This is a genomic window from Pseudomonas putida, assembly GCF_026625125.1.
In the GTDB taxonomy this organism is placed as follows: Bacteria; Pseudomonadota; Gammaproteobacteria; order Pseudomonadales; family Pseudomonadaceae; genus Aquipseudomonas; species Aquipseudomonas putida_X.
The window spans coordinates 1,392,580-1,405,680 of the sequence record NZ_CP113097.1 but is presented as its reverse complement, the minus strand read 5'-3'; the positions used below and the strand labels follow the sequence as shown (position 1 = coordinate 1,405,680).

Genomic DNA, 13,101 nt, shown 5'->3' with positions numbered 1-13,101 from the left:
GCACTCAATAGCAGTGGGGAACCCGGCTTGCAGACGATGAGGCCCGTAGAGGATAACTCGACTCGGGCATCAGAACGTGTAGTTCGCCGACAGGTAAGTCTGAGCACTGCTGGTCAGGCGCAAGGTACCCTCTTTCGGCCCGCCGCTCGCCCCTACCTCGGTCGCCGCATTGGTACGCAGATAGCGGTAGCCCAGCTCAACCGAAGCCCGGTCGGTGATTTCCTGGATTACGCCGGCCTGCAGGCCCACTGCATAGCCATAGTCGGTATCACGGCTGGCCCCTGGCGAGTCCTGGGTCAGCTTGGTCATGCCCAGGCTGCCGCCACCGAACAGTTTGGTGGTGTCGCCTACCGGCAGGAACAGATCATAGCTGCCCAGCAGGTTCTCCTGGCGCAGCTTCAGGCCGCTGTGGTCGCCCGAGACGTTGTCGTAGGTCATGTAGTAGCGACCCTGGTCGTTGATCTTGCCCAGGCGCACGCCCCAGGTGTCATCCTTGCCGATGATGCCGTCGGCGTTCAGGTGGTCGGTGTTGCGTTGCAACAGCCCAGACTTGCGGACCTTGTCGCTGGTCTGGCCGTAGGTCAGGCTGGCGAAGTTGTCGTCGGCGGCCTGGGCGGTGGTCATGCCAGCTGCACAGACGGCCATGGCAGCAAGTAAGGTATTGAAGGTTTTCATGGCGTTGTACTCCAGTTGAATGCGCTGTTTCGGTCTGGAAGCTAGAGTAAGCAGAACGCCCTGAACCGCGGCTGAATCCTGGCTGAACCAGGGCTGAACGATACGTTTGCAAAACAAGGAGTAGTGAACATGCGTGCCCTGCTGGCTTTGACCCTGATGTGCAGCGCCGCTCTTGCCCAGGCGGCAGTAGTGACCCGAGAGATCCCCTACCAGGACGACGATGGCAACCGCCTGGTCGGCTACTACGCCTATGACGATGCACTGGAGGGCAAACGCCCGGGCATCGTCGTAGTGCATGAATGGTGGGGGCTCAACGATTACGCCAAGCGTCGTGCCCGTGACCTCGCGGCACTGGGCTACAAAGCGCTGGCCATCGACATGTACGGTGACGGCAAGCACACCGAGCACCCGCAGGATGCCCAGGCATTCATGGCCCAAGCGCTGAAGGACCCGGCCGCGGCGGCCGCGCGCTTCGACGCGGGCCTTGAACTGCTGAAAAAGCAGCCGAACGTCAACAAGCATCAACTGGGCGCCGTAGGTTACTGCTTCGGCGGCAAGGTGGTGCTGGATGCGGCCCGGCGCGGCGAGAAACTGGACGGCGTGGTGAGCTTCCATGGTGCACTGGCTACCCAGACGCCGGCCAAGCCTGGTGTGGTCAGGGCCGACATCCTGGTGGAACACGGCGCGGCGGACAGCATGGTCACTGATGAACAGGTCGCCGCGTTCAAGGCCGAAATGGACGCGGCCAAGGTCAACTATCAGTTCGTCAGCATCCCCGGCGCCAAGCATGGCTTCACCAACCCGGATGCCGACCGCTTGAGCCACGGCGCCCATGGCGGGCCGGACATTGGTTACAACAAGGCTGCGGACGAGCGTTCATGGGCGGACATGCAGGCGTTCTTCAAGAAAGCGTTCGACTGAAGATTGCCGGGCCGCTTCGCGGCCCATCTCCCACACAGCCACAGCGGCTGGCACAATACCGCCATGAACAGATTGCCTTCCTGCTGTGACCCGCTCCAGCACCACTGGCCCCTGCCCCGCCCGTTGCCCGGCGCGGTGCTGGTCAGCTGTGCCTTCGACCCCAACCGCCTGGCCGCCGACGACTTCCAGCGTGCCGGTATCGAACCCAGCCCCAGCCTGCAACGCTCGGTGGCCAAGCGTCAGGCCGAGTACCTGGCCGGCCGGGTGTGCGCGCGCGCCGCGCTGCAACGCCTGGATGGCCGTGACCATGTGCCCGGCACCCACGAAGACCGTTCGCCGATCTGGCCCACGGGCATCCACGGCTCGATCACCCACGGCAAAGGCTGGGCTGCGGCCGTGGTTGCAGCGCACGGCAGTTGCCGCGGCCTGGGGCTGGACCAGGAAGCACTGCTGGACGACGAGCGAGCCGAACGGCTGATGGGCGAAATCCTCACCCCGGCAGAGCTCGAGCGCCTGGACCGCAGCCAGGTGGGCCTGGCGGTTACCCTGACCTTTTCACTCAAGGAAAGCCTGTTCAAGACCCTTTACCCACTGACCCGGCAGCGCTTCTACTTCGAGCACGCCGAGATACTGCAGTGGTCACCGGAAGGCCTTGCACGCCTGCGCCTGCTCATCGACCTGTCGCCCGAATGGCGCCATGGCGTCGAGCTGGACGGCCAGTTCTGCGTGCAGGACGGTCACCTGCTCAGCCTGGTCAGCGTTTAAGCCTTACAGCGGCGCCTGCTCGCGTGGCCAGTTGAGGCTGAAGCAGGCACCGCCCAGCGCTTCACTTCGACCTACCGTGGCCCGGCCGGCGTGCCAGTAGATGATGCGCCGCACGATCGACAGGCCCAGGCCATGCCCTCCCGAAGCCCGGGTACGGCTGTCGTCGAGGCGGGTGAACGGCGTGAAGATGCGGTCCCAGTAACCTTCGGGGATGCCCGGCCCGTCATCTTCGACTTCGATGCGGCAGCGCTGCTGGCCCAACTCATAGCTCAACCGCACCTCTGCCCGGGCATGGCGCAGGGCATTGCTGACCAGGTTCTGCAGCGCCCGATGCAGATAGCGCGGTTCGGCCTCGACCCAGGCCTCTTCGCCACCCTGAAGCTGACAGGCACCGCGCACCAGCCTGACTTCGGTATTGAGCGGGGCCAGTTCGTCGATCACCCGGTCCAGCAAGGCGTCCAGGTCGACGCGCTGGAACTTCAGGGCCGGCGCGCCCTGCTCCAGGCGGGCGTAGGTCAGCATCTCGTCGACCAGCTTGTCCAGGTCCTGGATATCGCCGTCCATGCCCGCCAGGTGCTTGGCGCGGGCCTGATCGGTCGGCGCGCTTTCGATCATTTCCAGGCCAAAGCGCAAACGCGCCACGGGCGTGCGCAACTCATGGGACACCGCTCGCACCAGTTCGCGCTGCATGTTCAGCGAACGCTGCAGGTGTTCGGCCATGCCGTTGAACGCTGCCGCCAGGCGCCCGACCGAATCGGCATCGTCGGCCGGCACGCGGGTTTCCAGGCTGCCCTGGGCGATGCGCGTGGCGGCCATTTCCAGGCCCGAGACCCGCCGCTCCAACTGACGCACCAGCAAATAGACCACCAGGCCAATCAGGCACAGGCCGAGGAATGCGATCAGCACCAGCAATTGCGGCGGATAGGGGTTGAGCTGGTACAGCGGGCCAATTTCCAATACCCAGGGCGAGCCCGGCAAGCCTGCGAACACGCGGATCGAATCGCCATCCTTGCCCAGCGCCATGACCGTGTCGCCCTCCTCTACCCGGCGCCGCTGGTCATCGTCCAGGCCCACGCGCTCCAGGCGCTGCAGGGCAATACCAAACCCGAACCCCTTGCTCTGCTTGATCTGCGCCAGGCGCTGTTGCTGTTCGGTGACGGGGTAGCGCACCAGTTCATCGGCGAGCAAATAGAGCGTGGCCCGCGCCAACTGCTCGCTGACCTGCTTGACCTCGGCCACCAGCAGCAGGTCTTCCTGGCCCACCTTGCGCAGCACCTGCGCGGCGTGCGGGCCGGTCTTGTGCACCACCACCAGGGCGCGATTGAGCCGCGCGCGCTGGCCTCCATCAAGGGTGCGCGCTGACATCGGTTGCAAGTCCAGGGGCACGCCCAACAAGCGCTCCCACATCAACAACGAACGTTTGCGTTCGGTTTCATTCTGCTGGGCCAGGTTGTCTGCCATCAGGCTGAACGTGCCTTGGGCCAGACGCTCGCGGTGCTGGGCGGCGCGCACCTCGTTGACCAGGTGCAGGCTGAGCACGCCGAGCAGGGCCACCAGCACCAGGACCGCGAGCATGCCGCCATAAATACGCAGGAAGATCGAGTTGTTCATGGTGCATCGCCGACGAACAGGTAGCCCTTGCTGCGCAGGGTCTTGATAAGCCGGGGGTGGATAGGATCATCACCGATCTTGGGGCGGATCTTGGAGATGCGCACGTCGATGGAGCGGTCCTGGCCGTCGTAACCGACACCGCGCAGGGCGGTGAAGATCTGCTCGCGCGACAGCACCCGCCCGGCGTTGCTGGCCAGCAGCCAGAGCAGATCGAACTCGGCACCGGTCAGTTCGATCAGCTGTTCGCCAAGCCAGGCTTCGCGCAGGCGATTGTCGATGCGCAGGGCGCCAAAGGCCAGTTCTTGGGTTTTGCCTTGTGCCGGCTCGCTGCGCCGCAGCAGGGCCTGGATGCGTGCCAACAGCAGGCGCGGGCGCACTGGCTTGCACACGTAATCATCAGCACCCAGGTCCAGGCCCTGGACCTGGTCGAGTTCATCGCTGCGGGCGGTGAGCATGAGGATGGGGCCTGCGTACTGGCCACGTACCCGGCTACAGATGCTCAGGCCATCTTCACCGGGCAGCATCAGGTCGAGGATGACCATGTCTGGCTGGCTGTCGACGATGCGCCGGGCGGCGCGCGCGCCATCGCCCTCCACTGCCACCTCGAAACCGTTGGCCTGCAGGTATTCAGCCGTGAGCTCGGCGAGGCGCTGGTCGTCTTCGACGATCAGGATGCGGGGTACGGGTTGGTCCATGGCGTTTGCCTTGATTGTTGTTTTTGCGTTGCCTGTGCCGGCGCTATCGCCGGCATCGCCGCCTTAACCAAAAGGCAACATCCCCTGCCGATACTACGTCCCGCACCCAGCACTGCCAACCTCACCCGAAACACCCCTGGACTGAAGCGTTTTTTGTGCTAGGGTTCGCGCCCTGAAAAATCTGCACTGGGGCAATGAGCTGCAGAAAAAAATACTGCAAACCACTTGGTACAAGGCCTACAGCGAATACCCACTATTCACTCACAAAGTACGCACAAGTTATCCACAGGCGCTCGCCTTGCAAAGCCCCCGATACCGCATTATCTTGTATCCCCAGCGCAGCGAACCACTAGATGTTGGGTTTCACGTACCAACCCCAAGCACGAGTCAGCAGAGAAACTCAAGCGATTTTTCTGCCTGAACTTATTGTGGTTTCAACAACCAAACCGCTCCAGCGGAGATGGAGAGCAACAGCTTTTGGGCTAGCCCCATAGCCTTTGACTTCGGCCAGGGAGCGGCATGTTCTTTGCCCCTTATTCCTGAGTCTGTCCCGAAGTCGGTACGCCCGAGCGGGCGGATGCGTGCGCATGACGCATCCCCGCCAGGGCCGTCGAACGAGTGGACAGAACGGTGGGCGCCCAAAAGGCGCCTGAACATATAGAAATTGTGGAGACACCCACCCATGCAAACCGACACAACTCGCGAGAACCCGCAGGCTTTGGCGCCGCAGGCTGCCGATTCCAACCAGGATCTGGCCGCGACCGCTCCGGGCCAGCTGCGCGTGATCAAGCGCAACGGCACTGTCGTCCCTTACACCGACGACAAGATCACCGTGGCCATCACCAAAGCGTTCCTCGCAGTTGAAGGCGGCACCGCCGCTGCCTCGTCGCGCATCCACGACACCGTCGCGCGCCTGACCGAACAGGTCACCGCCACGTTCAAGCGTCGCATGCCATCGGGTGGCACCATCCACATCGAAGAAATCCAGGACCAGGTCGAACTGGCCCTGATGCGTGCCGGCGAGCAGAAGGTCGCCCGTGACTACGTGATCTACCGCGACCAGCGTGCCAAAGAGCGCGCCACCCGCGCCAACACCGACGCCGCGATCGAGCCGCACCCAAGCATCCGCATCACGCTGGCCGACGGCAGCCTGGCGCCGCTGGACATGGCGCGCCTGAACACCATCATCAGCGAAGCCTGCGAAGGCCTGGCCGAAGTCGATGGCGACCTGATCCAGCGCGAAACCCTGAAGAACCTGTACGACGGCGTGGCCATCAAAGACGTCAACACCGCCCTGGTGATGACCGCCCGTACCCTGGTAGAGCGCGAGCCGAACTACTCGTTCGTCACCGCCCGCCTGCTGATGGACACCCTGCGTGCCGAAGGCCTGGGCTTCCTGAACGTCGCCGACAGCGCCACCCACCACGAGATGGCCGACCTGTACGCCAAGGCCCTGCCGGCCTACATCGCCAAGGGTGTCGAGTTCGAGCTGCTGAACCCGGCCCTGGCCGACTTCGACCTGGACAAACTGGGCAAGGCGATCAACCACGAGCGCGACCAGCAGTTCACCTACCTGGGCCTGCAGACCCTGTACGACCGCTACTTCATCCACAAGGATGGCGTACGCTTCGAGCTGCCGCAGGTGTTCTTCATGCGTGTGGCCATGGGCCTGGCGCTGGAAGAGAAAGACAAGGAAGCCCGTGCGATCGAGTTCTACAACCTGTTGTCGTCCTTCGACTACATGGCCTCGACCCCGACCCTGTTCAACGCCGGCACCCTGCGCCCGCAGCTGTCGAGCTGCTACCTGACCACCGTGCCGGACGACCTGTCGGGCATCTACCACGCGATCCACGACAACGCCATGCTGTCGAAATTCGCCGGTGGCCTGGGCAACGACTGGACCCCTGTGCGTGCACTGGGCTCCTATATCAAGGGCACCAACGGTAAATCCCAGGGCGTCGTACCCTTCCTGAAAGTGGTCAACGACACCGCCGTGGCCGTGAACCAGGGCGGCAAGCGCAAAGGCGCGGTGTGTGCCTACCTGGAAACCTGGCACCTGGACATCGAAGAATTCATCGAGCTGCGCAAGAACACCGGTGATGACCGTCGTCGTACCCACGACATGAACACCGCCAACTGGATCCCTGACCTGTTCATGAAGCGCGTCTTCGATGACGGCAAGTGGACCCTGTTCTCGCCATCGGAAGTGCCAGACCTGCACGACCTGACCGGCAAGGCCTTCGAAGAGCGCTACGAGTACTACGAAGCCCTGACCGAGTACAACAAGATCAAGGTGTTCAAGACCATCCAGGCCAAAGACCTGTGGCGCAAGATGCTGTCGATGCTGTTCGAGACCGGCCACCCATGGCTGACCTTCAAGGACCCGTGCAACCTGCGCTCGCCGCAGCAGCACGTGGGCGTGGTCCACAGCTCGAACCTGTGCACCGAGATCACCCTGAACACCAACAAGGACGAGATCGCGGTCTGCAACCTGGGCTCGATCAACCTGCCGAACCACATTGTCGATGGCAAGCTGGACACCGCCAAGCTGCAACGCACCGTGAACACCGCCGTGCGCATGCTCGACAACGTGATCGACATCAACTACTACTCGGTGCCGCAAGCACGCAACTCGAACTTCAAGCATCGCCCGGTCGGCCTGGGCATCATGGGCTTCCAGGACGCACTGTACCTGCAGCACATCCCTTACGGCTCCGACGCTGCCGTCGAGTTCGCCGACAAGTCGATGGAAGCGGTCAGCTACTTCGCGATCCAGGCGTCCTGCGACCTGGCCGATGAGCGCGGCGCATACGAGACCTTCCAGGGTTCGCTGTGGTCCAAAGGCATCCTGCCGCTGGATTCGCAACAGATCCTGATCGAGGCCCGTGGCCAGAAGTACATCGACGTCAACCTGGAAGAAACCCTGGACTGGGCACCGGTACGTGCCCGCGTACAGAAAGGTATCCGTAACTCGAACATCATGGCCATCGCGCCGACCGCGACCATCGCCAACATCACCGGCGTGTCGCAGTCCATCGAGCCGACCTACCAGAACCTGTACGTGAAATCGAACCTGTCGGGCGAGTTCACGGTGATCAACCCGTACCTGGTCCGCGACCTGAAAGCCCGCGGCCTGTGGGACTCGGTCATGATCAACGACCTGAAGTACTACGACGGTTCGGTGCAGCAGATCGAGCGTATCCCGCAGGAGCTCAAAGACCTGTACGCCACCGCGTTCGAAGTCGAGACCAAGTGGATCGTCGATGCCGCCTCGCGTCGCCAGAAGTGGATCGACCAGGCGCAATCGCTGAACCTGTACATCGCCGGCGCTTCGGGCAAGAAGCTGGACGTGACCTACCGCATGGCCTGGTACCGTGGTCTGAAGACCACCTACTACCTCCGTGCCCTGGCCGCGACCAGCACCGAGAAGTCGACCATCAACACCGGCAAGCTCAACGCCGTTTCCAGCGGTGGCGACAGCGCCCCGGTCCAGGCAGCCGGCCCAGCGCCAGTGCCTAAGGCCTGCGCGATCGACGAGCCTGACTGCGAAGCCTGCCAGTAAGGCCTGACTGCCGCGCGGGGTGCCTACGGGTGCCACGCGCGGCATTTTTGTATCCGCGCCTCACAGAAACCTTGGGCCTTGCCCGCCGCTCGCGCGGCTCGGTAGAAGTAGCCACCGCAGCTCGTGTTGCCTGACCCGGCCTCATCGCTGGGACGCGCGACACAATTCTCTCTAAACACTATATGGTGTGCCTTAAAATTTAAACTGGCACAAGATATAGGTTGGCGCTACACTCTCCCCCCGTAGAACAACACAGCCATTTCGTGAACGGACGCACGCAAAACCGGTCGAAAAAGTTACCCTCGCCCGCAAGACATGCGCCCCGATCGAAGGTGAATTCCGGTATACTTTGCGCCCTCTGAAAAGAGCGCCATTCAGTGTCCTGGCCCCTCCCCGAGGCCTGGCCAGGACAAGCCAGAACACATTCAGATGTAAACGAGAGTCAGCCTCTCGAGCTGTCCATTCGCCGTTACGGCCTTGCGTCAGGCATCACATTCTTAAAATCCAACCGGTTGCCCCATGGCGACCCTCAAGCAGGAGCCAAACCATGCTGAGCTGGGACGAATTCGACAAAGAAGACGGCGAAGTAGCCGCCAAAGGCAACACCCCTGCGCAGGCCACTGCCGCCGCCACCCTCGACAAGCTCGACAGCGCCGGTGGTGCCGCCGCCCTGGAAGCCCGTGCGGCCACCGCTTCTGACTCCGATGCCGTCAAACGTGCCAAGGCTGCCCTCGACGCCCTCGACGTTGCCGAAGGCCTGGCCGAGCTGGAAGGCTCCTCGGCCCGTGTTGCCGTTGACGAAAAGCGCATGATCAACTGCCGCGCCGACCTGAACCAGCTGGTACCGTTCAAGTACGACTGGGCCTGGCAGAAGTACCTCGACGGCTGCGCCAACCACTGGATGCCGCAAGAGGTCAACATGACCGCCGACATCGCCCTGTGGAAGAGCCAGGACGGCCTGACCGAAGACGAGCGCCGTATCGTGATGCGCAACCTCGGCTTCTTCTCCACCGCCGACTCGCTGGTTGCCAACAACCTGGCCCTGGCCGTGTACCGCCTGATCACCAACCCGGAGTGCCGCCAGTACATCCTGCGCCAAGCCTTCGAAGAGGCGATCCACACCCACGCCTACCAGTACTGCATCGAGTCGCTGGGCATGGATGAAGGCGAGATCTTCAACATGTACCACGAGATCCCGTCGGTCGCGAAGAAAGCCGCCTGGGGCCTGAAGTACACCCGCGCCATCTCCGACCCAGAGTTCAACACCGGCACCGTCGAAACCGACAAAGAGCTGCTGCGCAACCTGATCGCCTACTACTGCGTGCTGGAAGGCATCTTCTTCTATTGCGGCTTCACCCAGATCCTGTCCATGGGCCGCCGCAACAAGATGACCGGCGTTGCCGAGCAGTTCCAGTACATCCTGCGTGACGAGTCGATGCACCTGAACTTCGGTATCGACGTGATCAACCAGATCAAGATCGAGAACCCACACCTGTGGGACGCGGCGATGAAGGAAGAAGCGACCCAGATGATCCTGCAAGGGACCCAGCTGGAGATCGAATACGCCCGTGACACCATGCCACGCGGTGTATTGGGCATGAACGCTGCGATGATGGAGGACTACCTCAAGTTCATCGCCAACCGTCGTTTGACCCAGATTGGTCTGAAGGAAGAGTACCCAGGGACTACCAACCCGTTCCCATGGATGAGCGAGATCATGGACTTGAAGAAGGAGAAGAACTTCTTTGAGACGCGCGTGATCGAGTATCAGACGGGTGGGGCGTTGAGCTGGGATTGATATCCAAAGCCTTATTTTTCAGCGAGAACCGAACAAATTTCAAATTTTCCGAATTCTCGCACCAAATAAGCGCATGAAATGGAAAAAAGCCACCTGAACCGCAAAGGCCAAGGTGGCTTTTTCGTATAAGCCGAAGAACGGCTAAATCCCTACCCGCTTCAGCGCTCTGATTTCATCCCGGATTTTTGCCAGAAGCTCGTCCACATCGCCCTCCTGACCGACCTGCATCAAGACAATCAGGGTCGCAGGATTCACTCCTAGTCGCTCCGCAAATTCTTCCATTTTTTCGATCGTTGGACTGCGAATGCCACGCTCAACTGTGGAAACGAAGGATTGGCTCGCACCCAGCTGCTCTTGTGCGATCTCCTTTCGTACCCGCACCTCCTTAAGCGCGGAGCCAAAAGCCAACTTGCGTTCCATCTTGTTACCCACAAAAGGAACGATAAAGCCCTGATGCGGACTCAAACGCTATGCTGCATACAGCATATATGAGAAAATTCGTTGTACTCCTAAATAATCAGTACGACCCACTCCGTCTCCGTTTCGATTGAGGTTTCAAGCCGTGTTTGTTTCAGATCCCCAGGAAGAGGTCATCACTCTTATAGGCAAGGTCGACCCCAGCCACAAGAGTTGGCCTAGAGTTGATACTAGCGAAACATTCTTCCAGGTTCATACTAAGCAACAAGGGGACCCCAAGCTCACCTTCGGCGTAATATTGCTGGCGACCCCGCGGGCGCTCTTGGATTTTCTGAAATGCTGTCAACGGGATGAGCAAATACGAATAGTACAAATTATTATATCAACCCCTCCTCATGCTAACCGATCTAGGATATGGCGCACCGAGGCACTCGCCAAACTTGAGGTAGGCTTCGATGACAATGAAGTACCAAACTCGATCATCTACCACACGATTGACGAAACATATTATGAGGATCGTGTGTACGGAAAGCGCAAAAAACAAAGTCAATCAGCGTTAAAAACAGTATACAAAGCGCGGGCAAGACGCTCGCCAGCTCAAGGAAAAATTAACAAGCTGCAGCCACTAGCTAGCAAAAGCGGTGTCAAATGCTGATACGTACAACGCTTGAAATCACTTTCAGAACTCGCGCTAATTTTGCTCGCGCAGGGGCCACGCCCTCCCCACTAGGTCGTTGAGTTTTTTCAACATGAGAATCACTTAACCGCATTAAGCAGATCAAGTAGGCAATCCGGGTGCGACATATTAAGTCGCCCCCTAATCAGTTACAAGTTACGATTTGAAAACACTATGTTTTGCTTCAAAAGCAAAATTAGATGAAACGATTCATCAAAGTTTATCTTCTTTGACTTCCAATTGGATCCATGATCAAATCTGGTCTAGATAGAATATCCACACCCGTTCTTCAGCCTGTTGCGGTGAGGGTCAAACATTCAGCAAATCGATTGTCAAAAAATCGCCGTCAATTCGGCAGCGAAAAAAACGGTGCAAGCTCTAGTCTTGGGTAACTTTCACCGCGCACTTCTGTGAGCACCCTTAGGGATTTCATCCCACGGCCGCGCGCATTATTTATCAGCTCAAAATTTACAACCTGCAACACTACCACCTTCATTGCCGGTACATCTAAAGAGATTGGTTCTGGCAGCGCCGGAGCAGCAGGAAGCATATGCGTTATACACGCGAACGAATGGAGCTATTAAACCATTCCAACGCATTATGACCTTGGGCCACACTTCTGACGAGACTCGACCATGATTACACAAGATGAATCAACCAGGCGCAGTAGCTGGGAGCGTTTACTTCTGCGCGCTGCGAGCAGCATCTCTTTGACTGCCAGCCAATACAAATTGATTGAGGATCGCTACTCACAGCTGCAGAGTATCCTCTCGGCCTCCAAAGACCCTTTGCTTGAGGGTGCGCATATCTTCCCTCAAGGTTCCATGCGCCTCAAGACTACGATCAATCCAGTCAAAGATGCCCCCAAAGATCTCGGCACGATCGATGCTGATGCCATCGTCTGGCTTCCTAATGCCGGTGATGCAGATGCGGACACAGTTCTAGCAGCTATAGAACAGCGCTTCCGTGAAGGCAGCCGAGTGCAATCGGATATCGTCCAGCTGCGTCGAGGGATCCGTATCGAGTACGCAGACGAAAATCCCGGATTCCACATTGACATCACACCGGCGCGTGCGGTGCAAGGGAATAACGAGAGTAACGGTCAAGGAAAACTTGAAGTACCTGACCGTGTCACAGGCTGGAAGGCCAGTAGCCCAATCCCGTATGCCGACTGGCTACATAGCGCTTCGGAGCAAAAAATCTCGCTGGAGTTCCTCAAGAGCTTTGTGGCCAATGAGAGTCGAGCCATGGACTCTGCCACACAAGAGCCCCTTCCCTCGTATCAGGAGTACGACAAGCTCGATCCTTTGCGAGCCACCATCAAACTGCTTAAACGGCACCGCGATGAATGGGCAATTGAAACGCGAAATGAGGATTACCGCCCAATTTCTGCCGTGATCACCACCTTGGCAACTCATGCATACCTCAAGGTCGTAAAAGAATCACATCACACTCCACTGACCCCGATCGATGCGATTCTCAAGATCGTGGAAAAAATACCTGAGGAGATCAAAGTCTTTGCTGGGAAGTACTATGTGGTGAACCCTCGAGATCCCGGTGAAAACTTCGCGGAGAAATGGAATAGGTCTGAGGAAGGACACAAGTACTGTCAAGCCTTTGACAATTGGCATGCGAGTGCATTGGTTGCCTTTAGGCTTGGCCTACAGCCACACGACAGCGCTGATTCATTCGCCAACGTCATGAAGCGAAACTTCGGGATCGGCCAGAGTGTGATTACAGAGGTCAACAACGAAATTCCGGGGCACTGGACGATGGCTGGTCGAAAAGTTGGGACTACCAAAAACATCTTAGCCGCCACTGCAATCTTTGGCAGCTCGAGCCACGCCACTCCACAGACGAATGTGAAGCCAGTTGAACGCCTCGGTTAAGCCCAACCTGTCCCCGGCCGTAGAGCGTGGCATCGCCGCGCTTCGCGCATTTATAGGCGAGGAAGTTGCGACTTCGATCCTTAGAACCACAG

The 13,101-nt window shown here is 59.6% G+C and carries 10 protein-coding genes; 6 read left to right on the top strand and 4 right to left on the bottom strand.

The features are described 5' to 3' along the window. Window positions 1-69: 69 nt before the first annotated feature. A complete protein-coding gene (locus OSW16_RS06435) occupies window positions 70-675 on the bottom strand; it encodes a porin family protein (RefSeq protein ID WP_241802735.1) in 606 nt (201 codons plus the stop codon). 129 nt (window positions 676-804) lie between these two features. On the opposite strand from OSW16_RS06435, the gene OSW16_RS06430 reads away from it, so the two are divergent. Further along, window positions 805-1,596: a dienelactone hydrolase family protein gene (locus OSW16_RS06430; protein WP_267821687.1), complete on the top strand. Its 792-nt coding sequence runs from the start codon at window positions 805-807 to the stop codon at window positions 1,594-1,596. Window positions 1,597-1,659: 63 nt separating this feature from the next. Then, window positions 1,660-2,361, top strand: coding sequence for a 4'-phosphopantetheinyl transferase family protein (locus tag OSW16_RS06425; protein ID WP_267821685.1), 702 nt, complete (start codon window positions 1,660-1,662; stop codon window positions 2,359-2,361). Window positions 2,362-2,364: 3 nt separating this feature from the next. Here the strand turns inward: OSW16_RS06425 and OSW16_RS06420 are convergent, their stop codons facing one another. Together OSW16_RS06420 and OSW16_RS06415 are read right to left on the bottom strand one after the other, a co-directional pair. After that, window positions 2,365-3,972, bottom strand: coding sequence for an ATP-binding protein (locus tag OSW16_RS06420; protein WP_241802732.1), 1,608 nt, complete (start codon window positions 3,970-3,972; stop codon window positions 2,365-2,367). Beyond that, the gene (locus tag OSW16_RS06415; RefSeq protein WP_267821682.1) at window positions 3,969-4,667 is read right to left on the bottom strand and encodes a response regulator transcription factor; all 699 of its coding nucleotides are present in this window, start codon (window positions 4,665-4,667) and stop codon (window positions 3,969-3,971) included. The genes OSW16_RS06420 and OSW16_RS06415 overlap by 4 nt, the downstream gene beginning before the upstream one ends. 682 nt (window positions 4,668-5,349) lie before the next feature. On the opposite strand from OSW16_RS06415, the gene OSW16_RS06410 reads away from it, so the two are divergent. Both OSW16_RS06410 and OSW16_RS06405 read left to right on the top strand, forming a co-directional pair. Further along, complete coding sequence (locus OSW16_RS06410; protein ID WP_241802730.1) at window positions 5,350-8,229, top strand: ribonucleoside-diphosphate reductase subunit alpha; 2,880 nt, start codon at window positions 5,350-5,352, stop codon at window positions 8,227-8,229. Between the two features lie 547 nt (window positions 8,230-8,776). Continuing rightward, the gene (locus tag OSW16_RS06405) at window positions 8,777-10,027 is read left to right on the top strand and encodes a ribonucleotide-diphosphate reductase subunit beta (protein ID WP_267821680.1); all 1,251 of its coding nucleotides are present in this window, start codon (window positions 8,777-8,779) and stop codon (window positions 10,025-10,027) included. Between the two features lie 141 nt (window positions 10,028-10,168). Here the strand turns inward: OSW16_RS06405 and OSW16_RS06400 are convergent, their stop codons facing one another. Further along, entirely contained in the window at window positions 10,169-10,447 is a 279-nt protein-coding gene (locus tag OSW16_RS06400) for a helix-turn-helix domain-containing protein (protein ID WP_267821678.1), read from the bottom strand. Between the two features lie 142 nt (window positions 10,448-10,589). Between OSW16_RS06400 and OSW16_RS06395 the strand changes: the two genes are divergently transcribed. Continuing rightward, a complete protein-coding gene (locus OSW16_RS06395) occupies window positions 10,590-11,099 on the top strand; it encodes a hypothetical protein (protein WP_267821676.1) in 510 nt (169 codons plus the stop codon). 656 nt (window positions 11,100-11,755) lie between these two features. Then, the gene (locus OSW16_RS06390; RefSeq protein WP_267821674.1) at window positions 11,756-13,009 is read left to right on the top strand and encodes a nucleotidyltransferase; all 1,254 of its coding nucleotides are present in this window, start codon (window positions 11,756-11,758) and stop codon (window positions 13,007-13,009) included. The last annotated feature ends 92 nt before the right edge of the window (window positions 13,010-13,101 follow it).